The following is a 21,671-nucleotide window of genomic DNA, read 5'->3' on the forward strand; positions in this document are numbered from 1 at the left end:
GGTGAAATGTTGTTAGCTTGTGGTGTCAAGCTCTAAGTTCCAGTCTGGTGCCTCTCTTCTATTATCTTGAAGTCTCATGTTTGACCGCAATTCTGGATATCGCACCTCTTGATTTTTAACTTCTTCTATTTGCTGGCAGAGTCTATATATGACTATTGGATCGCGGACAATTTCTGCCAGAATACGAGCCTCATGGAAGTCTTTGATATCGGTACTTAAGTCACGCAATACCAACTCAGCTAGATCGGGACTAAGTTCCATTTCCAGTGAGACGCTAATCGAAATATCTTCGCCAATTTTGCTGACTTCGATCGAGTATTTTTTATTGTTACGAATCATAAATTTTGTTTCCTTATGCTAATGCACTGTAATATCTCTGTGCGTGTCCAGCAATTTTATCAGCCCTGTCTAGGGCGTTGATAATGCGGCGTGCATTGCGAAAGTCGCGGGTGCTGCCTGAGATGTAGTGAGATAGTTTCTTCCCAGTGAATGTGCCATCTCGCATTCCCATTACCATGATTCTGGCAGCGATCGCCATGTCTGCGGCTTTTTCTGGATTGCTCACTAAGTCAATGCCCAATTTCTGAGACCACATCTTGTAGTTAACTCTGCCAGTGACTTGACAGAATCCGCGACCCTTAAACTTTACACCGTCTCCTGGCTGAGTGTTTCCTAAATCTCTGCGCCCTTCGTAAGCCTTGCCGCTGGCGAACTCAACCATCCACTGCCCTAAATGCGACTCATGTTCAGATGTCGCAAAAACATAAGCTATTTGTCCGGGATCGGTAACTCCACACTCCGCACATTCCTTTAGAATTAGGGGAACTGACTTTTCGGCATAAGGCTTTAATTCTTTTGGTACTACGCTTAAAACAGCGGCTACCTTAGCTGGGTCTACTGTGTTTGCTGGGGTACTGTTTGTTGTAGTTGTTGTGGTAATTGTCGTTGTCGTTGTGGTTGATGTCGTACCTGACGGTGGCTGATTTGCATTATTGAGCGCACGTATGGGATTGTTCGTCACCTTACTTAGAATTTCGTTCGCGCTGAGGTACTCTACTGTTTCAGCTTTGACAGTCGTGCTGTCGCGATCTTCTTGATCGTCATGGAAATCCATCAGCACATTATTTAAGTCAGGCAACTTTTCTGCTGTAACTTCCACAACTTGGTCTGCTGGTTTTTCCTCCTGTTCGCTCTGAGCTTGAGCCGCTTGCTGTTGTTCCAACTGCTGTTGTTCCAACCGCTGTTTTTCTTCTTCCAGACGGCGCTTCTCTGCCTCTATCTGTTGACGTTGTGCTTCATACTGTGCCTGTAGCTCTAACTGCTTGTTGAGAAATTCCCTGGCTTTTTCGGCATTTTGTTCGGCTTCTTCGTCGGTTTTCTTTTTGCTATCTTTTTGTCTTTGCTCTAAGTTAGTAATAAAGCCTTCTACATCTTGCTTAATATACTGCTCGACGCGCTCAGCAAAAATACTGTAAGCATCAGTATGGTCTTCAAAGTCACGATAGTTTCCAGTTAGTTGAAAGTACTCCCAACCCTCAATTTTTAAGCTTTCGGCAGTGTTGCGATAGGTGCGGTAGTTATCTCCATAACCAAAAAATTCTTCCAATGCCGCCGATATCGCTACCGCCTGACTGACACCAAAAGCCGTCCAACTCAAATATATTTGCCAGCTTTCATTCCCTTTCCCTAAACCAACCAAAGCTGGAATAATTACCCCACCAATGATTGTAGTCAGTCTGAGGGCGTAATGGCGATCGCGGTTTTTCGTGGCTCTTCCCTCCAACCACAATACTTGGTCAAGCCAGCGCTGCTTGAGAAAGTCTTTTCGCAACTCTGATAGGTCCAGTTGGTCTATCAATCCACCCAGAGTCTGTTTGAGATATTGCCGATAGTCGTTTTTCTTTGCCATTCTTTATTAATTTCTCCTATGCTAGTATTTGTTCGTAACTGGGTTGCACAAGTTACAAATAATCAATTCAACAACTTATTTATGGGAATTGATGTTATTGCAGATCTGGCGAGTTTTATCGTCTAACTCTGGACTCGTCCGCAGATAATCCTCCAGCAAATTACACGCCTCAACCTCTAGCTTCTCTGACTGTTGAATTGTATCTAAATTCCACACTATCACCCTTTGATCGCTGCTAGCTGAGGCGAAGGTCTGATTATCTGCACTGAAAGCGACATCATTAACCCCATCGTTATGAACGTAAAAAGGAATTGGTGGTCTGCTGCCATCTAGAGTCTGGAGCAGGATAGTTTGATCGGCACTTGCTGAGGCTATCAGCTTACCATCAGGGCTAAAAGTAACAGCATTTACTGATTCATCACGTTTCTGAGAGTCCACAAAGATTAGCTTAATCCCATCCAGTTCCCAGCGTTTAATCAAGTTGTCTACACTACCTGAGACAATCTGTTTACCATCAGGACTAAACGACAGATAGTTAATCGCACCCTTATGGGCGGTCATAGTTGAGAGCAACAAACCGTCACGATTCCAGAGCTTGATAGTATTATCCGCACTTCCGGTAACAATCAGTTTCCCATCTGGGCTAAAGGCAAGGCTTTTCACTCTATCGGTATGTCCTTTGAGGACTTTTACCCCTTGACCATCTCGCCGCCAAAGTTTAACAGTACCGTCGTCGCTTGCGGAGGCAATCTCTTGACCATCTGGGCTAAATAACACCCGATTTACTTTGTCATTGTCAATGAAAGGTTTTTGTATCCGAATGCCATTGCGATTCCAGAGGGTGATTTTCCGGTCTCGACTCCCTGTAACGATCATCTGACCATCCGGGCTAAACGATACATCATTAACTTTGTCAGTTTGCTGAATGGTCGCTTGCAATCTCCCATCTGACGACCACAGTTTTACAGTCTGGTCTTCACTGGCAGAAGCAATTAACTGGTTTTTCTTGTCTTGGTCAGGACTGTAAGCAACTGCGTTTACGCCTTTTTGATGCCCATAGAGGATCTTCAAGAAGGGTGTGTCACGTCTCCAGAGTCTGAGGGTGTTGTCTTCGCTGGCGGAAATAATCGTATTCCCATCTGGATTAAACACTACATCTCTGACTTTATCGCCATGTCCGAGCAAAGTTAACAACACATCGCCATTCAGGTTCCACAGTTTGATAGTTCGATCGCCACTAGCAGAGGCAATCGTTTGACTATCTGGACTGAAAGCCACTGCCGTCAATGATTCGGAGTTTCCAGTGAAGGTTTTCAGCAACGTGCCATCTGTTTTCCACAGTTTAATGGTGTTGTCATCACTAGCGGAAGCAATCAGCTGACCATTGGGACTCCAAGCGATCGCATTCAATTCATTAGTGTGTCCTGTCAAGGTTTTGAGTAGAACGCCATCTGTGTTCCACAGTTTCACTGTTCGATCGTTACTGCCTGACGCAATCAGCTTACCATCGGCGCTGAAAGCCACAGCTTTTACCTGATCGGTGTGTCCAGTCAAGGTTTTGAGTAGAACACCATCTGAATTCCACAGTTTCACTGTCCCATCATTACTAGCGGAAGCAATCAGCTTACCGTCAGGGCTGAAAGCGACAGCTTCCACCGATTTAGTGTGTCCTTCTAAGGTTTTGAGTAAAGTGCCATCTGGCTGCCACAGTTTGATTGTTTTGTCCACACTCGCTGAAGCCATCAGTTTCCCATCAGGGCTAAAAGCTATGTCTTTGACTGAATCTTTATGGTCTGTGAGACTTTTCAGGCGTTTGCCATCCTGACTCCAGAGATTGAGCGTATTATCTTCGCCACCAGAAGCGATCGTTTTCCCATCGGGGCTAACGGCAACAGCAAGTACTGCTGCTTTATGTCCATAGAGGAGGTTTTTTTCTCTCCCCGCAAAAACAGCTTGCTGAAGTACGCCCTCAACTTTTTGTTTCAGTTCAGGACTTGCCCCTGTGAGATCTTTTAGTGTTCGCTTTGCCTTGAGTGCTGCCACCAGGGCTTCTAATTTTTCATTAAAAGCAAACAGGGCATCAGAATTTTCTGCCAAGGCATCAGCTGTGGCTACCTTTGCCTCCTGCTCTTTTTTGGTGGCAAGCTTTAAAAAATAAAAAGATAGTACTCCCAACAGGGTGGCAATGACAAAACCTGCACTCACGGCACCCAGGAACATTTTTTGCCGTCTGGCGCTTTTCTTTTCTTCTACCAGTCTGGCTTCGGCTTCTTTGGTCTTTTCTTGCTGCAAGCGCAGTAGTTCAGCTTGCCTCTGTTTTTCGGCTTCTTCGGCAGCGAGGATCGCTTTTTGACTGTCCTCTATATATGTTTGCTGTAAGGCAGTTGGTGGAGGTTGTTTTTTTTGTTCTAAGGCGGTTTCTAACCAATCTTGAGCAATGACAAACTCAGTTCCTCGCAGTAGCAAGTCATGATTTTTGCCTTTTTCCTCCCACTCCATTGCCCGCTGCGACCATTTGGTGTGACTGCGGACGTGCTCGCGATCGGTATCCAGGGTTCTGATCAGTTCGCCGAAAGTGGTGATAAAATTAGTACTCTTCTGATGAAAGTCAATCCACTGAATTTTTGCTAATTCTGGATGTAACTCGGCTGGGTTCACTGGTTGGTAGAGTACTGTCACAAACCGCTTATTCAGCTTGGCTGCATATTCCACCTCATCGGCACAATAGGGGGAATTTATCGATCGAGGTGAGATAATGAATAAAAAGTTGTCGGAAATTTCAATCCCCCGATAAATTTCCTGCTGAAAGTCTGTACCCGAAGCAATGCTTTCTTGGTCAAACCAAGTGGTTTTTCCCTGCATCTGTAACGCATCATTCAGCTTGCGGGCAAAGTCCGAGTCAGAGCGGGAGTAGGAAACAAACACATCTAACGAGGTTACAGGCGGTTGCCGCAGACTTTCGGTAACAAATTCTTCAATTAATGGTGTGGGCGGATGTAGCGCTCTCTTGTTTGCTATCTTTAACCATGCTTCCGCACTCCGTAGGTTATATCCTCTCAGGAGTATACTTTGGTTATCATTTTGCTGCTTCCACTTCAGCGCTTTCGTCAACAGAATTTTATACTCGTTGTAGTAAGCTTCATCCTGATGCACAATCTTCAATAGTTGGCTTTCATCAAGTTTGTAATCGTTTTCTTTTACATTGTCCGTTAGGTTAATATACTGTAAATAACGTAAGGTATCTGGGATCTCTTCTGCTGGTGTTTCTTTTACCAAAACTGGGATGATCCGCTTGTTGAGGGAAAGAGCATAGTTGAGTTCCTGCACAGAAAATTCTGACTTTAATGCCTCTGGTGACAGGAGATAGACCACATTATCTGCTTGTTCAATGCCCCGCCGAATGGCTTTATCATAAGCTTCTCCGGTTTGAATGTCGGTGGTATTTGTCCAGACAGTAATCCCCTCACGCCTTAAACTGTTGCGAATTTTCTCCATCACCTCTTTATCTTGGTGGGCGTAGGCGAGGAACACCTGAGTCATCAGATTTTGACCGTTCTTAATACTTTCGGTGATGTACTCGCAATGTAAGTCGGTGGGGGTGCAGGGCGCTTGTTCTCCCTTGAAACGGACTTTTAACCATTCTTCTGCCTGCTGGCGTTCTTCCCCTACTAGCAAGTAACGCGACTGTTTCTGATTTTTCTCCCAGTCTAAGGCTTTGGCTAAAAAGAAGCTATGTTTTTCTACATAATCTTTGTTCCTTGCTAAAATACTTAGGAGTCCTACCAGTGACTTATCAAAATCATCAATGCCTTCACGGAAATACACCCAGTTAATTTTGCCTATTTCTGGGTGCATATTGGTAAAACTCGAATGTAGTCCCTTAGCTTGATAAGCTTCCCAGTCGGCATCTGTTCCTTGAGGGTAGCGCTCCTGCCAGGTGTCACGACTAATCTTTTCGACGTGCAACAGGGGAATAATCCGCTTGTGGCGCTTGAGGGCGAGTTCGATTTCTTTGCCACAATAGGGGGAGTTGACTGAATGGGGGGCGATGATGAACAGAAAGTTATGCGCCTTTTCAATGCCATCATCAATTTGATTCTGAAAGTCTACACCCAGAGGGATATCATTTTGGTCAAACCAGACTTTTAAATCTTGTTCTACCAATCGAGAATGCAGTTTTGTCGCAAAGGCTTTACTATCGGCTCGACCGTAGGAAATGAAAGCATCGCAAAAATTATTATTCATTTCTGTCTGTTGAATTTGATATAGATACGATATTTACCCTGATATTCATCATGATATTCCTCAATAAGGTAGATGCACTATCAAAAAAAATCAAGAATTGCTTCTAAAGGTAAATAAACTTCTTCCCTTAGATAGATGTAATTTCACTTTTGTGTCAAGTCAAACCATATCACATAATATTTATCTAAATCAAGATGATTTCAGGAATGCCGCCTGGGTCGTTAGCGATCGCAAAACAGTTTATCAGTCAGCTTTCATCGATTTGAAATTTGAATGTATCGGGAATGATGGCAAATCACAAACTTGCGGAGGCAATAAGCGATAATTGCTTCTATGAAGTACGTCGTCAATTGGTTTATAAGCAAGCGCATTATGGAACCAAAGTTGAGTTAGTTGATAGGTGGTTTCCTTCATCGAAAACCTGTTCTAAATGTGGTCACATTCAGGAAATGAAACTATCAGATAGAGTATTTCATTGCCAAAAATGTGACAGCATCATAGACAGGGATTTAAACACCTCGATAAACTTGGAAAATGCCCCAAAAGAAAAAGTAAGGTCGGCTCGACCTGAACGGACAGACACACAGGTATGTCCCTGCGCCTGTGGACAATAAGAAGCCGACTTCCTTGGTGGAAGCAGGAAGAAAACACCTGGTCAAATTAACAAGTTTAGTTAGATTTGGGTAAGTTTTTCGGAGCAGACAGAGAAATTTAGGCGGTTTTCTGTACAGATGTTAGATACAACCTCTTTACTAATAGATGCTTTGAAAGTTCCGTTTGAGGTTGGTAGCTTTGTTGGCGTTGGGCTGCTTACGCATTTCCTCTTGCCAAGAATAGGTGAGCACTTTTATCCTTGCAGTCTCACACCAGTCAGCGCTCTGTGTCACCATTTAGTATCGGGATCAAGGTTCTCATCAACTGGTTAACATCGGCATCAACATTCCCTGTATTGTGATTGAAATCAATTGAGTGTACCTTTGCTAACTCTAAATGCCAATCATTGTGATTCAAAACACAGGTCTATTGTGATTAAAAAGCAACCCATAAAAGTTATTTTAGTTCACGCTGTATAGTAGAAGGAATAATAAGCTGTTTTTTTACGAGGCATAAATTTTACCTTTGATTCGTTCTGCGTACTCATTGGAGATTCCCATGCAACCTCTCATGGACTTGATCCCCAACTTCTCACACTCAGGCAACAGCTGGGAAGAAAAACGCCCTCGTACTGTTGTTCTCAGACCTAATGGTTGTCTTGATAGTGTGAGTAGTCCATCTTTCACCAAGGCTCTCGAACAAGCTCTAGAGCTAACTACTGATACTGTAGTTATAGATCTTTTATGGGTAGATTTTGTAGAAGCCGAGGGAATTTCTTGCTTAATTGCAGGGTTGAAACAAGCCTCTGCTTTAGGTAAAAATCTCTCTTTGCGATTTATGGATGTAACGACGCAAGCAGCAGTTGAAGCTGGGTACAATCGTCAGTGCGTCTAAAGTTTTTCTCCCATTTATAACCACTACACTTGAGCTTTTAAGTGCTAATTCATTTCGCCTCATCTACTTTTAAGTAGGTGAGGCTGATTGTTTATTGTCAGAAAATATCTGCTTCATACTTGAGTTTTTTCGCTTGGGTAAAGATGATTTAACATTCAGTGATTATTCGTTCTAACTAGCGGATTGCGTTTATTAGCTTTAATTCCCTTGCTACTAGTTTGGGAACAACGCAGTCACTCTTTAAGAGCAATGCTGCAAAGTTGGCGGATGCAGTCGAAAGTAGCTGGTTGAGAAAAGACCTTATCTAAATAACTCTAGATAAGTTTGAGTCTATTTTCTGATCCGTCAGTTGCTCCATCGTCCATTTCTTTTCTGTCATGTATACTTCTCCATTTTTCTAGCTTATATATATCGCTAGCGAGCAAGATGCTCGCTCTACAATAATCAGCAAAAACCTCTTAACTGAACCGTATTGCACCATAGACAAAACAATTGCCCATTGTTAGCCTGAAATTATTTTAGTTTTCGGCATTTAAGCGAAAATTAACTGAAAAATCATTATTTGTGGACAGCAAACCGAATCGAAGTACGTCACTGGCATTTCCAATAGCCCTCAAAACTTTCCCACTTGTGCTCTGGAGCCTTCTGCTTTCCTTACACTAGATGTAGTCCCATTGGAAATTCCACAGGCGAATGAACCAAGTTGATTATTTGCGGATTAGTTTAATCGATCGTTGCAATTTTCGTTGTCAGTACTGTATGCCGGAAGGTGCGGAACTGAATTATATTTTGCAGCAACAATTACTTACTTATGAGGAACTGCTGACGCTGATTGAGGAAGTGTTCATCCCTGTAGGTTTTACTCGTTTCCGGTTGACTGGGGGTGAACCTTTGTTGCGTCCAAGGGTGGTGGAGTTGGTGGGTGCGATCGCATCTCTGCCCCAAACTCAAGATTTATCAATGACAACCAACGGATTTTTACTCGCACCACTGGCGCAAGACCTTTACAATGCAGGTTTGCGGCGAATTAATATTAGTTTAGATTCTCTCAATCCTGAGACTTTTGACAAAATTATTGGTAATCGGGGACGTTCTCGCTGGGAACAAGTTTGGTTAGGGATTCAAGCTGCTTACCAAGTTGGTTTTAATCCCCTGAAACTTAATGTGGTGGTGATTCCAGGGGTAAACGATCGCGAGGTTTTAGATTTAGCTGCTTTGTCGATCGATCGAGAATGGCACGTCCGATTTATTGAGTTTATGCCGATCGGAAATTCTGATTTGTTTGGCGATCGTGGTTGGATAGCTTCCCAAGAGTTGCGCCAACAAATTCGCTCGCGCTGGGGCTTGACAGAATCCCAAGTCTGTGGTAATGGCCCTGCTGATGTATTTAAAATTCCGGGAGCCAAGGGAACGCTAGGATTTATCAGTCAGATGTCGGAATGTTTTTGCGATCGGTGTAACCGGATGCGGCTTTCTGCTGATGGATGGTTGCGCCCTTGTTTGTTGAACGAAACCGGAGAAATTGACTTAAAAACCGCCCTCCGCAATGGTGTTAACCTTGCCCAATTAAGAGAGCGAGTTAGAGAATTACTAATGATTAAACCAGAGATTAACTTTAAACAACGTAACTCTGGAACCACAGGCGTTTACACGCGCACCATGTCACAAATTGGCGGCTGAGACAATTTTAGATTTCAGATTTTAGATTTTAGATTTTAGATTTTAACTGCAATCCAAAATCTAAAATCCTAAATCTAAAATCCTTAAGCTTGGCGTGAGTAGTACTCAACCACCAGTAGTTCGTTAATCTGTAGCGCTACCCATTCCCGCTCAACCACGCTGTTAACTTTACCAACCAACTTAGTTTTATCGAATTCTAAATGGCTTGGTAAGTTAGCCAAACCGGGATATTGCAGGTTTGCTTGCGCTAACTGACGAGAATTGTCTCGATCTCTAACGCTAATCACTTCGCCCGGTTTGCACTGGTAGCTAGCAATGGTAACTTTACGACCATTAACTGTAATGTGACCATGATTTACCATTTGTCTAGCTGCTGGGATAGTAGGAGCTAAACCCAAACGGAAAACAGTGTTGTCTAAACGCATTTCTAGTAATTGCAGCAGCACTTGTCCGGTAGAACCAGTGGCGCGACGAGCTTTCCGCACATAACGCAGGAGTTGCCTTTCCGACACACCATAGTTAAAGCGCAGTTTTTGTTTTTCTTCTAAACGAATCGCATATTCAGAACGTTTCTTCCGGTTTGCACCGTGTTGCCCTGGAGGGCTGGTTTTTCTCGCTGACTTACGAGTTAAGCCGGGGAGGTCTCCCAGGCGACGAACCACTCTGAGGCGTGGGCCTCTGTATCGCGACATCTCGCTTCCTCTCTAGTATCCAGATCAAATTTTACCCAGAATTTCTAGTATATAGTTAAACTAACAATTTGTTTAACTGGGCGCTGATAAATTTTACCTTAATTTACGAACAAAACGCAGATCTGGTTTCTGTTGATTTGAGTTTCTTTGCACTGAGGGGAAAAAACATTGTCAATTCCTTCCAGACTAACTATAGTTCTGAATGTTTCTCAGTTCCTATATTTTTTACTAGAACTAGCATGAGAATGCTGTTTCGTTCTTTTGCCCGATCTTGGGCTACCCTGTTGTTGTTGACGGTTGCCATTCCCAGTGAATCTCTGGCGGTGGAATCGAATGCGTTTGATTATGATTTCAAGGTTTGTGGACAAGAGTTGGCGCGAGCGCGTATTCCGGCATCGGTGGCAGCCGACTCCTGTTCTGGCACACTTTATCCGAGAGATTTAACGACTTGCGTTTTAACTATTTACAAGCAAACGGATATTTCTCCTGGTGCTGCGCTGGCTACTTGTAGACAAGTGCGACGACCTCGCGATTTAGGTAATTGTGTGGTTAATATCAGTGTGAATACTCGCGGGGGTAATCCAGGCGCAATTTTGGATAATTGTCGTCGCAGTTTGTTACCAGTGCGTTTTGGTAAGTGTGTTGTCGGTTTAGTTCAGTCGTTAAATTTGGCGGTGGCTAGGGTGATGGCAGATTGCATTGATGGTAGCGATCGCCCTCAAGATTTCTTTCCACCGGGAAGATTTCCGTTGCGAGAAGCACCCCCGCAGCAACCATTAATTGTTCCCACACCAATCACTCCCTTAGTACCACCATCATCTGATCCAATCAGACTTCCTGCTGTCCCATCTATTCCTTGAGCAAGCTGTATTGGTGTGGATTCCTCATGATTTGATTTGTTGATTTTCCGTCTCCATCTTTGGGACGGCTTTTTTTGTTAATTAGCTACCAATTTGCACATAAGTAAGTGATAAGTATCACAGTTTTCCGGTTATTTCGCTCATCAAAAAAATACTTTTCTCTCACAACCCGTGATTTCCATTAATCACCTTTAATTGCTCGTTTGAATCACCCTGAAACTGATTTAGATAAACGATATTATTAAGTATCGAGTTCCAGTTTTCATCATGCAAGTCCAACTCCTACCCAACGCTATTTCTGAGTTGTATGCTCAAGTTAGTAATTCTGGACGAGTTACTTTGGCCGATCGCTATGGATTAATGGCAGCCGTATTGGATGAATCTTTAGACGAAGAAGAAAGAATGGCTGTCAATCGAATTCTTTATGCGATCCACAAAAGAAAGTTAGTTGTTGTAGATGAAATTTCTAGCAATTCTTATTGAGTGATTCGATTTTTAATCACTCTAAATTCATGATTATTAATTTTATCTATATCAGAGATATTAATAGCTGCTTCCTAATCAGCCGTTCCTATGAGAAACTAAAGACATACAATCTCTCTCCGCCTGTCTAGTTAGTGACTAGGACAGGTTTTTTTAGTGCTTATAAGAATTGGGGTAGACAAATCAGTACATTTGTACTATAATATGGTCAAGTTGAGTCATGAAGCCAACCTTTTTTCGGAACTGGCTAATGGAAAATGTTGTAGAGCATGGATGCGGGTTTTGTTTATGAATAAGCATTATATTCTCAATCTCAATCCTCACGCGAAGCAGGAGTGGGATCGTTGCACTTTGCGAGATCCGCTAACAGCTAAGCGTCCAGATTTGGCTAAATTAATTGCAGAAGCGGTGGGAGGAAAACCAGGTTCTTACTTAGTTTCTGTGCAGATTGAAGTTGAAGTTTTGGATAAAGCAGGTTTACCACAATCTGAACAATTAACCCTTAGTTTGCCGGAAATTTCTGTTAATTCTCATCCACAGGAATTGGTTGCTTAAAGAGGCTCTGCCTCTGTTCTTCGTTCCCTGGTTGAACCTGGGAACGAGATCTGGGAGGTTCTACCTCCCATGCTGCTTGCACTAGATTAGTTGTTGCTAGTTATGTAATTTTTGCTGGCTACTCTTTGAGAGGATAAGTTTTAATGCTCAAGCTGAGTGATTATCCGGTGGCGATCGCTAGAACCAACCAAGCGATCGTAGAATTAGACTATGAATTGTCTGCGTTACGTCAAGTAATTTCTGCTTTTGAATGCAAAGCAGAGATGATAGTTGCAACTGATTCTAACCTAAAAAATGATAGCCAACGGAAAGCCCGAAGATTTGAATTACTCGAAGTTAATCAAGAATACCAAAAAGCTCAAGAACTCTCAGCAAAATTAGCAACCGAAAAAAGTAATGCTGTTGCTCATTTGGAATATCTGAGAAATCAGTTTAGTGTTGCTAAGCTAGAAGCGAGATTAACGATCGCCCAACAACTTTCCGGGTTAGAATCAAGAGAATTTGCAGGTTTTTAAATAGTAATAAACTTTCTCCTTTGGGTGGTGGTAGGGCTTTTTGTCCTACTTTTTTTTGCAGAATAGGACTTACGCACTCTTTGCTTTAAACCCCGATCCCCCCTAACCCCCCTTACCAAGGGGGGAATTTCTCAAGCCCCCTTGGTAAGGCAGGGCTACTTCATTGTCTTTGAAGAAAATTTCCCCACAAGGGGACTATTTGACAGAATCAGAACATCTAATGTAGGGGTAATTCATGAATTACTCCTACATTAGATGTTCTGTGTCACTCCTGTTCCAGTTCAATGATTTTCTCCTCCGAACATGAATTAGCCCTGCTTGGTAAGGGGGTTGGGGGATCGCCAGTGCGTAAGTTCTAAAGAAGTAGAGACGTTGTATACAACGTCTCTACAATATGGGTAATCTTCTACTAAACCTGAGTTTCCGACATCCGAAGTCCGCCGATATTTTGGCAGAAGAAAGTGGCTTGATTTTCGGGACTGCGGTTAATTAGTTCGATGATTTGTCCGGCAGAATTTCTGAAGAACCATTGAGAGAGAGAGTCACCGACTACAGGTTCTAAAGATAGGGGTGTAAAGTCTTTTTCTTGCCAGTTTAAAGCTGCTGTTTGCAGGTCATCAACTTTAATTGCTACGTGATGGACAGCTGCTAGTCCTCGTTCTTGGATAAAGCGGTCTGTGCGATCGCCTTCTGTGTGCGGTGCTTGTAAAACAATTAACCCACCAGAAGGCATTAATATGGTTTCTAAATGTATCCACAAATCAGTGGTTAGGGTATAGTTTTGGGGACAGAATTCCAAGGGGAAAACTCCTGGCCCTTCGACAATTTTGCCTTGGAATTTAGCCAAAGCTGCGGCGTAATTTTCCAAGCTGGTAAAGTCAGGGAAACTGACAACTAAATGGTCTACTTCTACTGCTTCGCCATAAATTTTAGTCTGAAAAGACCACTGAGCAAAAAATTCAGATGTGGCATAACCGGGTTTAAATTCCAGTAAGCCTGATTTTTCCCAAAATGGTGATTCTCCAGGGGAAAATTTTCCTTTGCTAGTCTCTAGTTGTTTCATGGTTTTCGCTAGTGTTAATTTGCGATCGAATGGTGCGTTACTAACGCACCCTACGAATAGGAAAATTAATCGAGTAAGTCGGGTTGTTCTTGTACAATTAGGTCGTAAAGTGGTTGAAAACTAAACCAACCCATCTGATGTGAACCTACTTGTTTGGCGGTTAAGCTGGCGTAGTTTGGTTCGATCGAGATTGGTTTGCCAGCGGCTTCTGCCATTAGTTGTACTTGACAAGAGCGCTCCATTGTGATGAACCACCAGGCTGCTTCATCTATAGTATGACCTACAGTGAGAAGTCCGTGATTGCGGAGGATGAGGGCTTTGCGATCGCCTAACGCCTTTGCAATTCGTCGCGCCTCCTCAATTTCCAACACCACTCCCGTGTAGTCATCAAATAAAGCGTGGTCTCCGTAAAAGGAACAAGCATCCTGAGTCAAAGGATCGAGGAGACGACCTAAACTAGACCAAGCCTTGCCGTAAGTCGAATGGGCGTGGGCGGCAGCTACTACGTCAGGGCGGGCGGCGTGGACTTGGGAGTGAATGGCAAAAGCGGCTTCGTTTACAGGTTTGTTTCCAGCAATGACTTCGCCTTGGTGGTTAACTAAAATTAAGTCACTGGCACGAATTAGCCGAAAGTGCATTCCAAAAGGGTTAACCCAAAAATGATTTGGGTTTTCTGGGTCACGAGCGGTGATGTGCCCAGCGATACCTTCACTAAAGCCAAATTTGGCAAACAGACGAAAGGCAGCAGCCAGACGTTGTTTGCGGTGCAGACGTTCGGCTTCAACTGATGAAAATGTTGGCGGTTGAGGAACTACTTTGGGAACTCTAACATTAACCATAAGTTTGCTTTTTTTGGGTACAGTGAAGACGTTTAATCAGGACTTACGCAACTGGCACAATTAGTAGGGTGCGTCAGAAGCTAAAGCCCTTATTTTGTCGATCGGATCTTGGGTAGTAGAGCACCCTACTACTCTGTAGAGACGTTTCATGAAACGTCTCTACTTATAAACGTCTCTACAGTACTTAGTTTAACTAGGTAATTTTTATTTTTCAAAGTAGGTGAACTTAAAGTTAAACACCTATCGATCGATGATTTCCAGAAAATTTTGATGCAGTAGCTATTGGTAAACAGATTGACAACTAAAAAATTTGTCAGAATTAGAATTAGAGAAAGTGATTATTTTCTTTGTAATCCACCAATTTGTTATTCAATTTCGGAAAATATCCACAACTATCTAAAGATATATTTTTAGTTACAGCAATCACTGATGATGTCAAAAAACAACTCACCTGAGACAGAAAAAGTTCAACAAACAGAGAAATACGCTTCGGCTTGCTTAATTTTTAATCCGGTTGCGGGCAGGGGAAATCCAGAAAGAGATTTAGAATTAATTAAGTCAATTTTAGAGCCAGAAATGGAGTTAGATATTCAGTTAACTAGTAAAGAAGTAAGCGCGACTCAATTGGCGCGTGAAGCTTTGGAACGGGATGCAAAATTAGTAATTGCCTCTGGTGGTGATGGCACTGTTTCTGCTGTGGCTGATGCTTTAATTAATAGTAATGTACCGTTAGCTGTAATTCCTCGTGGTACGGCAAATGCTTTTTCTGTTAGTTTAGCAATTCCTACTAATATGGAAGCTGCTTGTCAGGCAATCTTAGACGGAGTAACCAGAGTAATTAGTACTGCTCGTTGTAATGGAAAACCAATGTTACTCTTAGCGGGTATTGGTTTGGAGGCAGAAACTATTGCCAAAGCAGACAGAACAGCTAAAAATAGATTGGGAATTTTGGCTTATATTTTAGCAGCAATTAATCAGTTAAGAGATTTAAAATCTTTTGAAGCTCGCTTAGAAAGGGAAGATGAAGTTATTAGTTTTTCGGCTGTGGGAGTGACGATCGCCAATGTTGCGCCACCTACTTCTATTTTGGCTCAAGGGCCTGCGAGTTTGGTTCCTGATGATGAGTTTTTAGATGTAACAATTTTTGCTCCGGTGACTGTGTTAAATGCGATCGCAGCATCCTACCATTTGTTACAAACTGCTTTTAGTGGTACGCCTACAGAACGCAACGATATTGGTTATTTGCGAGTGAAAAAAGCATTAATTAATACCGACCCACCACAAAAAGTCGTTGTAGATGGGGAGGTGATTGGAACTACACCTGTGTTTGTGGAAACTATCCCTAAAAGTTTAATTGTGATGATACCGCAGAGTCAAGCCGCTGCACCCGTTGAGAAGTTAGATGGATTACCCGATCTAACTATAGAGCCGAAAGAAAATCACAATTTGTCCAATAGTGACAGCGAGTACCCAGAAAGCTGATAACCTAAATTTCAGCATGATGTTTTGTGGAAGTTCGAGATTGAAAAAGCGTTCTAATTACGAGTTACTGATTCCTTATATTGTTCCTGAGTGGAAAACGATCGCTCTAGCGTTAGTTTGCACTCTCGCGTTTACCATATTTTGGCCGATTTTGGCGAGTTTGGCTGGTCAGTTTGCGCGATACATTGGTGAAGGTAATTTGGGAGCGATCGCCCAACTTGCGGGTTTTGGTGCAATAATTTTCCTAATTCGGGGAATAGTGCAGTATGGTCAAAATGCTTTGATGGCAAAAGCTGCATTAAAAATTTCTCTGAAATTACGCAGACAAGTTTACGCTCATTTACAACATTTGAATCTCGATTTTTTTGAAACGGCGAAAACCGGAGACTTGTCCTATCGGTTAACAGAAGATATTGACCGAATTGGCGAAGTAATAAATAAATTCTTTAATGAATTTGTTCCCTGTATTTTGCAGTTAATTGTCGTTTTAGGCTACATGATTTGGTTGAATTGGCAATTAACTTTAGCAGCTTTGATTGTAGCTCCTTTAATGGCAATATTAATTAGTTGGTTTGGCGAAAAAATGCTCTATTTTTCCCGGCGCAGTCAAACCAGAATTTCTAATTTATCCGCTTTGTTGACGGAAGTTTTTAGCGGGATTCGTTTGGTACAAGCTTTTTCGGCTCAAGATTATGAAATCAAGAGGTTTTCTGGAGAAGCAGAACAGCATAGAATTGCTCGATATCGATCGGAACAAATTAGAGCGTTACAGTTTTTTATTGTCGGAGTTTTACAGGGAATTAGTGTATTAATTCTATTTTTGTTAGGTGGTTGGCAAATTGCTCAAAATAACTTAACAGGCCCGGGTTTTGTGAGTTATGTAACTGCGGTAGCAATGCTAATCGATCCGATATCTTTTAGCACTACTAATTACAACCAATTTAAACAAACGGAAGCATCTGTAGAGCGGATTTTTGAACTGATGGCAATTCAACCATCAATTGTAGAAAACCAAGAGGCTATTAAGTTATTTTCAACTCGTGGTAAGGTGGAATATCGGGATGTTTATTTTGCATATTTAGCCGATAAACCAGTTTTACAAAAGCTTAGTTTAACTGCTAAACCGGGAGAAATGATTGCTTTAGTTGGTACTTCCGGTGCAGGAAAAACTACGTTAATAAATTTGCTGTTGCGGTTTTACGATCCCCAAGGGGGACAGATTTCTATTGATACCATTGATATCCAAAAGGTAACATTAAAAAGTTTGCGTCGGCAAATCGGACTTGTTCCGCAAGATATTGTTTTATTTTCGGGAACTATTGCGGAAAACATTGCTTATGGGCATAATGAGTTTGATATGAATGCGCTAAGAAAAGCCGCAGAAATTGCCAATGCTCATGAGTTTATTGTTAAGTTACCACAAGGTTATCAAACTTGGGTGGGAGAAAGAGGTGTTAATTTATCTGGAGGACAAAGACAAAGAATTGCGATCGCACGCGCCGTATTTAATAATCCCACAATTCTGATTTTAGATGAAGCAACCTCGGCGTTAGATTCGGAGTCAGAAGCTTTGGTACAGGAAGCTTTGGAAAGGGTAATGCGCGATCGAACTGTGTTTGTAATTGCTCATAGATTAGCAACTGTGCGCCGTGCAACCAGAATTTTAGTATTAGAAAATGGGGAAATAGTCGAATCAGGAACTCACGAAGAATTACTCAAAAAAGGTGGACGTTATGCAGGCTTTTATGCCCAACAATTTCAGTAGTTAATTAACTAAAAAATCACTTGCACACGCTTCCTTTCCTTCTACCTATGCGGCTAAAGTCGCAGGCTACGCCAACTGCCTTCTTCTACTAGCTTCTACCCATCGATAGATATACAAAAGCAGGCTCTACTGACTAAAGTTAGTAGATATCAGACCTTCTTTGGTCACTAACCTATACTCACGAAAAATACTAATATGGTCGCCACTCCGCCTCCCAAATCTACTTCGCAACAGTACGAAGTAACAGATGCACCTGCAAAATTTGCTGAATTAGTATCCGAACAAAAACCGGATACAGAAATTGATTTAGAGTTCCTTTATACGCGAGATATTGAGTTTCGCCAAGAAACAATTTATTTCATTGTTGTAGACCGTTTCTTTGATGGCGACCCTGAAAATAGCGAAGGGCCAAATCCCGAACTTTATGACCCCGAAGGAAAAGATTGGGGTAAATATTGGGGTGGAGATTTACAAGGAATAATTGACAAACTCGATTATTTAAAAAACTTGGGAGTCACAGCAATTTGGTTAACTCCTTTGTTTGAACAAGTTGAAGCTTTGTTTATTGAACAAGCAGCAATTCACGGTTATTGGATTAAGGATTTTAAACGGTTGAATCCTCGTTTTATCGGCCCTGGAGAAAACCCATCACTTAACCAAACCCAAGAAACTAGAAATACAACTTTCGATCGCTTAATTGCCGAAATGCACAAGCGAAACATGAAGTTAATTCTCGACATTGTTTGCAATCATAGTAACCCCGACTTTAGCGGTAAAAAAGGCGAACTCTACGACGACGGAGTTAAAATTGCCGACTTTAATGATGATAAAAATAACTGGTATCACCATTATGGCCCTGTTACTAATTGGGAAGATGAATGGCAAGTACAGAACTGCGAACTTTCCGGTTTAGCTACTTTCAACGAGAACAATATTGAGTATCGCAATTACATTAAATCTGCGATCGAACAGTGGTTAGACCGAGGTGTAGATGCCTTGCGGGTTGACACTGTTAAACACATGCCGATCTGGTTTTGGCAAGAATTTAATGCCGATATTCAAAGACATAGACCAGATGTTTTCATTTTCGGAGAATGGATTTATAGTAGTCCGTTTGATGAGCGATCGGTAGAATTTGCCAACGAGTCGGGAATGTCAATTCTTGACTTTGGACTTTGTGTCGCGATTCGCCAAGCATTAGGAAAAGGTGCAGAGGGAGGATTTCATGAAATTCAGAATATCTTTGACCTAGATTATCGATACAAAAGTTCCAATGAATTGGTGACATTTATTGATAATCACGATATGCCACGTTTTCAAAGTTTCAATCCCGATCCTGAGATGTTAAAAGTGGCAATTTCTTTGATTATGACTTGTCGCGGTATTCCCTGCATTTATTACGGCACAGAACAATACTTGCATGATGATACTAATGGCGGTAACGATCCTTATAATCGCCCCATGATGAGTAGCTGGGATACAGACACAGAAATTTATCGCTATATGCGCTTACTTTCTGGATTGCGAAGGTTAAATCCTGCTGTTTCAATGGGTGGACAATGGCAGCGATTTATCACCCCAGATGTATATTGTTATGTGCGAAAATATCGTGATTCAATTTGTTTTGTTGCCTTAAATCGTGGCGCAGCAACCACAGTTCCCGAAGTGCTAACAGATTTACCTGATGGCGAACATACTTGCGTTGTCACTCGCCGGAAATTCCAAGTTGTAGAAGGTAAATTAATTGATTTACCCTTAGAAACGCGAGATGTAATTGTGATTAGTCACGTTGGCGAAAGAGTCAAAGCCCAAACAATTATTCGCGCCCAACTTAACGGTGTAAATACTCAACCAGGTGAAAGAATTGTGGTAATAGGAGATTGTCCAGAATTAGGTAATTGGGATATTGCTAAAGGTTTTCCCTTGGAATACATCAATACTAACACTTGGTTTGGCGAAATTCCTTTCAATGAAAGCGCTGGTAAATTGATTAGTTACAAGTATGCGTTGTTACGAGAAGGTCAATCTCCTTTGCGGGAAAATTTGGTTTGTCGGCGTTGGGTAGTCGCCAGTGAAGGAACTGTGAAATGGCGTGATATGTGGGCGAGTGGAAGAGAATCTTAGCCCAGATCCCCGACTTCTTGAAGAAGTCGGGGATCTAGACTAATTATTAATTTGAACACATTTTAGATCTAGAACAGCTTATCTAAGTCATGCCAAGGGGTTTTATGTGAAATATTCATTAAAAATGAATACTTAAAGCTCTCTAAATTAAAACCTTCTGAAATAATTTGAGCAACGACACATCTGGCTATTTCGTATGATTCATCCCATGATTTTTTCAGGTCTTTATGAATCTGATAATTTGATACTTCATAAAACATTCTAGCACCAACTTCAGCTAAACCTTCAGAAAAAATACTAGGACAATTACAGTAATCTTTGTAATCTACCAGCTTATAGTGTATGTAATGAATATATTCATGTGCAAGAACCAAAAGTAAAGCATTAGTATTATAAACACATTCCTCAGCTATTTCGATTTCACAATCTTTTTCGTTACAACTGAATACCCCCCAAGCATTGGATAAACACATATCCTTTCTTTTTTTTACCGAAATTTTACATACTTCTTTAATTGATTTTTTTAAAGAACTTTTTAGCCCAGTCTTTTTGATATTCCCAAATTCCTTCTACTAGACGCATATTTATTGAATCTGCTTGTCGAGATGTAGATGCTTTAGACTCAAATTCATCATCTGATATAAAACGAGAATAGGTTTCATAATCTATTGTTTCAGCTTGAATTTTTTTATACCACTTATTTCGAGACTCCATCGGTTCTGAAGATTCTAAAAGAAGAGGATGCTGATAGCCCAGACGAATCAGACTATCTGTTAAAATTGGTAACATTTTGTCAGAAGCAGAATGATTTCGTACTTTCAAAGCACCTCTAACAATCCATGAAGAATCCGCCATAAAAATAACCAAATTTGTTTTTTATTTCGATAAAAGCACAATCTTTAGTAGATATGAAATTGTGAAATTGCAGAAAAAATCCGCAATTTCACACCTTTTCTAGTGCAGCAAAGCAGAAACGATCGAGCAGTTGAAACAGGTAAAAAGCTAAATATAAAAGCCTTCTGCCCTCTGCCTTCTTGCACTAGTCTACCCGTTCCAATTGCCAGAGAATTTGATTACCCTCTCGCCGGACTCGCGACACTACCCAGTTACGCCACACCCAGTTGTCTCCGCGACTAGTAACGGCGCTGGTATGAATATCCATTAAGTCTGCTAATTCAGAACTGGTGATTAGATAGCCTTTGGCGGCAATATCATCAGCAATATGCAGAACTTCTACTAAATTACGTAGTTGCGTCACCCTAGCTTCACTAGACAAACTTTCCAGTGTCTCAGCAGAAGAAGAAATAGTCGCATCGGTCATAGTTATTTTGAATGTAGAAAGGTCAGAGGGTACATCACTGGATTGTAACGTTGTGTAACCAGATTGGACTGTTGTTTCCGAACTAAATGTCTTTAATATTGGCAGTTGTTTGAGTGTTTGCGGGCGACTCAGGGAAAAGTTCCGGGCTATTTCGTCGCAGCGTTCATTTCCCACGTTACCAGCATGACCTGGAACATACTGCCAGTTAATTTTTGTCGAGTTGAGTCGATCGAGTGTTTCCCAAAGGTCTTGATTGAGTACTGCTTTACCTTGGGAGGTTTTCCAGCCTTTGTTTTTCCAACCTTTGACCCAGATGGTAATTCCTTTTTTCACGTATTCACTATCAGTGTAGAGAGTGACGGGTTCTTTTTGTCCGGTTTTGCTGAGGAATTCTAAGGCTGCGATCGCAGCTTGTAATTCCATCCTATTATTAGTAGTGAGAGCTTCTGCGCCCCCCATTTCGTAAACGGAGTCATCTGCAAAATAAACTACCACACCCCAACCGCCAGGGCCAGGATTTCCGCTACAGGCTCCATCAGTGTATATGCTTTTGATTTGAGGAAAGGAAGACATCAAAATTTTGTGTAATTCTCTTCTATGCGATCGCTATTTGAGCATACCTAAAAACTGAGAATTGTTTTCCTCAAGCT

Annotated in this window: 20 protein-coding genes; 11 read left to right on the forward strand and 9 right to left on the reverse strand. The window is 41.8% G+C overall.

Annotation, left to right across the window (positions count from 1 at the left end; all coding sequences use genetic code 11):
• Window positions 1–12: 12 nt before the first annotated feature.
• The 3 genes from ACE1CC_RS10390 to ACE1CC_RS10405 all read right to left on the reverse strand — a co-directional run bounded on the left by ACE1CC_RS10390 (window position 13) and on the right by ACE1CC_RS10405 (window position 6,154).
• Window positions 13–339 (reverse strand): hypothetical protein, encoded by a 327-nt coding sequence (locus ACE1CC_RS10390; RefSeq protein WP_413270391.1) that lies wholly within the window; start codon window positions 337–339, stop codon window positions 13–15.
• Window positions 340–352: 13 nt separating this feature from the next.
• Window positions 353–1,909 carry a DUF4231 domain-containing protein gene (locus ACE1CC_RS36765; protein ID WP_459563823.1) on the reverse strand — a complete coding sequence of 519 codons (1,557 nt, stop codon included), beginning with the start codon at window positions 1,907–1,909 and terminating at the stop codon, window positions 353–355.
• A 75-nt stretch (window positions 1,910–1,984) separates the two neighbouring features.
• Window positions 1,985–6,154 carry a TIR domain-containing protein gene (locus ACE1CC_RS10405; protein ID WP_413270392.1) on the reverse strand — a complete coding sequence of 1,390 codons (4,170 nt, stop codon included), beginning with the start codon at window positions 6,152–6,154 and terminating at the stop codon, window positions 1,985–1,987.
• Between the two features lie 151 nt (window positions 6,155–6,305).
• Here ACE1CC_RS10405 and ACE1CC_RS10410 point away from each other — a divergent pair, with 151 nt between their 5' ends.
• From ACE1CC_RS10410 to moaA, 4 genes are all read left to right on the forward strand, one after another.
• Window positions 6,306–6,479, forward strand: a complete 174-nt coding sequence (locus ACE1CC_RS10410; RefSeq protein WP_413270442.1) for a hypothetical protein — start codon at window positions 6,306–6,308, stop codon at window positions 6,477–6,479.
• On the forward strand, window positions 6,442–6,768 hold the full coding sequence (locus tag ACE1CC_RS10415) for a zinc ribbon domain-containing protein (protein WP_413270440.1): 327 nt from the start codon (window positions 6,442–6,444) through the stop codon (window positions 6,766–6,768). The genes ACE1CC_RS10410 and ACE1CC_RS10415 overlap by 38 nt, the downstream gene beginning before the upstream one ends.
• A 538-nt stretch (window positions 6,769–7,306) precedes the next feature.
• Complete coding sequence (locus ACE1CC_RS10420; protein ID WP_413270393.1) at window positions 7,307–7,642, forward strand: STAS domain-containing protein; 336 nt, start codon at window positions 7,307–7,309, stop codon at window positions 7,640–7,642.
• 693 nt (window positions 7,643–8,335) lie between these two features.
• Window positions 8,336–9,322, forward strand: a complete 987-nt coding sequence (moaA, locus tag ACE1CC_RS10425; protein WP_413270394.1) for a GTP 3',8-cyclase MoaA — start codon at window positions 8,336–8,338, stop codon at window positions 9,320–9,322.
• Window positions 9,323–9,405: 83 nt separating this feature from the next.
• On the opposite strand, the gene rpsD is transcribed toward moaA, so the two are convergent.
• Entirely contained in the window at window positions 9,406–10,014 is a 609-nt protein-coding gene (gene rpsD, locus ACE1CC_RS10430; protein ID WP_193985684.1) for a 30S ribosomal protein S4, read from the reverse strand.
• Window positions 10,015–10,253: 239 nt separating this feature from the next.
• Between rpsD and ACE1CC_RS10435 the strand changes: the two genes are divergently transcribed.
• From ACE1CC_RS10435 to ACE1CC_RS10450, 4 genes are all read left to right on the forward strand, one after another.
• Window positions 10,254–10,874: a hypothetical protein gene (locus ACE1CC_RS10435; RefSeq protein ID WP_413270395.1), complete on the forward strand. Its 621-nt coding sequence runs from the start codon at window positions 10,254–10,256 to the stop codon at window positions 10,872–10,874.
• Window positions 10,875–11,141: 267 nt separating this feature from the next.
• Window positions 11,142–11,357 (forward strand): hypothetical protein, encoded by a 216-nt coding sequence (locus ACE1CC_RS10440; RefSeq protein ID WP_413270396.1) that lies wholly within the window; start codon window positions 11,142–11,144, stop codon window positions 11,355–11,357.
• A gap of 288 nt (window positions 11,358–11,645) precedes the next feature.
• Complete coding sequence (locus ACE1CC_RS10445; RefSeq protein WP_413266437.1) at window positions 11,646–11,912, forward strand: hypothetical protein; 267 nt, start codon at window positions 11,646–11,648, stop codon at window positions 11,910–11,912.
• 143 nt (window positions 11,913–12,055) lie between these two features.
• Window positions 12,056–12,427: a hypothetical protein gene (locus ACE1CC_RS10450; RefSeq protein ID WP_413270397.1), complete on the forward strand. Its 372-nt coding sequence runs from the start codon at window positions 12,056–12,058 to the stop codon at window positions 12,425–12,427.
• 409 nt (window positions 12,428–12,836) lie between these two features.
• Here ACE1CC_RS10450 and ACE1CC_RS10455 read toward each other — a convergent pair whose 3' ends face one another.
• Both ACE1CC_RS10455 and ACE1CC_RS10460 read right to left on the reverse strand, forming a co-directional pair.
• Window positions 12,837–13,490, reverse strand: a complete 654-nt coding sequence (locus ACE1CC_RS10455; protein WP_413270398.1) for a VOC family protein — start codon at window positions 13,488–13,490, stop codon at window positions 12,837–12,839.
• Between the two features lie 65 nt (window positions 13,491–13,555).
• Window positions 13,556–14,329 carry a class II aldolase/adducin family protein gene (locus tag ACE1CC_RS10460; protein WP_413270399.1) on the reverse strand — a complete coding sequence of 258 codons (774 nt, stop codon included), beginning with the start codon at window positions 14,327–14,329 and terminating at the stop codon, window positions 13,556–13,558.
• Window positions 14,330–14,758: 429 nt separating this feature from the next.
• Between ACE1CC_RS10460 and ACE1CC_RS10465 the strand changes: the two genes are divergently transcribed.
• From ACE1CC_RS10465 to ACE1CC_RS10475, 3 genes are all read left to right on the forward strand, one after another.
• Window positions 14,759–15,811, forward strand: coding sequence for a YegS/Rv2252/BmrU family lipid kinase (locus tag ACE1CC_RS10465; RefSeq protein WP_413270400.1), 1,053 nt, complete (start codon window positions 14,759–14,761; stop codon window positions 15,809–15,811).
• A 40-nt stretch (window positions 15,812–15,851) separates the two neighbouring features.
• The gene (locus ACE1CC_RS10470; protein ID WP_459563824.1) at window positions 15,852–17,576 is read left to right on the forward strand and encodes an ABC transporter ATP-binding protein; all 1,725 of its coding nucleotides are present in this window, start codon (window positions 15,852–15,854) and stop codon (window positions 17,574–17,576) included.
• A gap of 195 nt (window positions 17,577–17,771) precedes the next feature.
• Entirely contained in the window at window positions 17,772–19,700 is a 1,929-nt protein-coding gene (locus tag ACE1CC_RS10475) for an alpha-amylase family glycosyl hydrolase (RefSeq protein WP_413270402.1), read from the forward strand.
• Window positions 19,701–19,768: 68 nt separating this feature from the next.
• On the opposite strand, the gene ACE1CC_RS10480 is transcribed toward ACE1CC_RS10475, so the two are convergent.
• The 3 genes from ACE1CC_RS10480 to rnhA form a co-directional block, all read right to left on the reverse strand.
• Window positions 19,769–20,173 (reverse strand): hypothetical protein, encoded by a 405-nt coding sequence (locus tag ACE1CC_RS10480; RefSeq protein ID WP_413270403.1) that lies wholly within the window; start codon window positions 20,171–20,173, stop codon window positions 19,769–19,771.
• Between the two features lie 37 nt (window positions 20,174–20,210).
• Window positions 20,211–20,555 (reverse strand): hypothetical protein, encoded by a 345-nt coding sequence (locus ACE1CC_RS10485; RefSeq protein WP_413270404.1) that lies wholly within the window; start codon window positions 20,553–20,555, stop codon window positions 20,211–20,213.
• A gap of 184 nt (window positions 20,556–20,739) precedes the next feature.
• A complete protein-coding gene (rnhA, locus tag ACE1CC_RS10490) occupies window positions 20,740–21,594 on the reverse strand; it encodes a ribonuclease HI (RefSeq protein WP_413270405.1) in 855 nt (284 codons plus the stop codon).
• Between the last annotated feature and the right edge of the window lie 77 nt (window positions 21,595–21,671).

Origin of the sequence: Floridaenema aerugineum BLCC-F46, assembly GCF_041929345.1 — a bacterium.
Classification (GTDB): Bacteria; Cyanobacteriota; Cyanobacteriia; order Cyanobacteriales; family Aerosakkonemataceae; genus Floridanema; species Floridanema aerugineum.

Coding starts and splice junctions, on each gene's coding strand:
- ACE1CC_RS10390 (WP_413270391.1), bottom strand. CDS start 339: ATGATTCGTAACAATAAAAAATACTCGATCGAAGTCAGCAAAATTGGC.
- ACE1CC_RS36765 (WP_459563823.1), bottom strand. CDS start 1,909: ATGGCAAAGAAAAACGACTATCGGCAATATCTCAAACAGACTCTGGGT.
- rpsD (WP_193985684.1), bottom strand. CDS start 10,014: ATGTCGCGATACAGAGGCCCACGCCTCAGAGTGGTTCGTCGCCTGGGA.
- ACE1CC_RS10460 (WP_413270399.1), bottom strand. CDS start 14,329: ATGGTTAATGTTAGAGTTCCCAAAGTAGTTCCTCAACCGCCAACATTT.
- ACE1CC_RS10450 (WP_413270397.1), top strand. CDS start 12,056: ATGCTCAAGCTGAGTGATTATCCGGTGGCGATCGCTAGAACCAACCAA.
- ACE1CC_RS10445 (WP_413266437.1), top strand. CDS start 11,646: ATGAATAAGCATTATATTCTCAATCTCAATCCTCACGCGAAGCAGGAG.
- ACE1CC_RS10440 (WP_413270396.1), top strand. CDS start 11,142: ATGCAAGTCCAACTCCTACCCAACGCTATTTCTGAGTTGTATGCTCAA.
- ACE1CC_RS10465 (WP_413270400.1), top strand. CDS start 14,759: ATGATGTCAAAAAACAACTCACCTGAGACAGAAAAAGTTCAACAAACA.
- moaA (WP_413270394.1), top strand. CDS start 8,336: ATGAACCAAGTTGATTATTTGCGGATTAGTTTAATCGATCGTTGCAAT.
- rnhA (WP_413270405.1), bottom strand. CDS start 21,594: ATGTCTTCCTTTCCTCAAATCAAAAGCATATACACTGATGGAGCCTGT.
- ACE1CC_RS10405 (WP_413270392.1), bottom strand. CDS start 6,154: ATGAATAATAATTTTTGCGATGCTTTCATTTCCTACGGTCGAGCCGAT.
- ACE1CC_RS10485 (WP_413270404.1), bottom strand. CDS start 20,555: ATGGCGGATTCTTCATGGATTGTTAGAGGTGCTTTGAAAGTACGAAAT.
- ACE1CC_RS10480 (WP_413270403.1), bottom strand. CDS start 20,173: ATGTGTTTATCCAATGCTTGGGGGGTATTCAGTTGTAACGAAAAAGAT.
- ACE1CC_RS10435 (WP_413270395.1), top strand. CDS start 10,254: ATGAGAATGCTGTTTCGTTCTTTTGCCCGATCTTGGGCTACCCTGTTG.
- ACE1CC_RS10455 (WP_413270398.1), bottom strand. CDS start 13,490: ATGAAACAACTAGAGACTAGCAAAGGAAAATTTTCCCCTGGAGAATCA.
- ACE1CC_RS10420 (WP_413270393.1), top strand. CDS start 7,307: ATGCAACCTCTCATGGACTTGATCCCCAACTTCTCACACTCAGGCAAC.
- ACE1CC_RS10415 (WP_413270440.1), top strand. CDS start 6,442: ATGGCAAATCACAAACTTGCGGAGGCAATAAGCGATAATTGCTTCTAT.
- ACE1CC_RS10475 (WP_413270402.1), top strand. CDS start 17,772: ATGGTCGCCACTCCGCCTCCCAAATCTACTTCGCAACAGTACGAAGTA.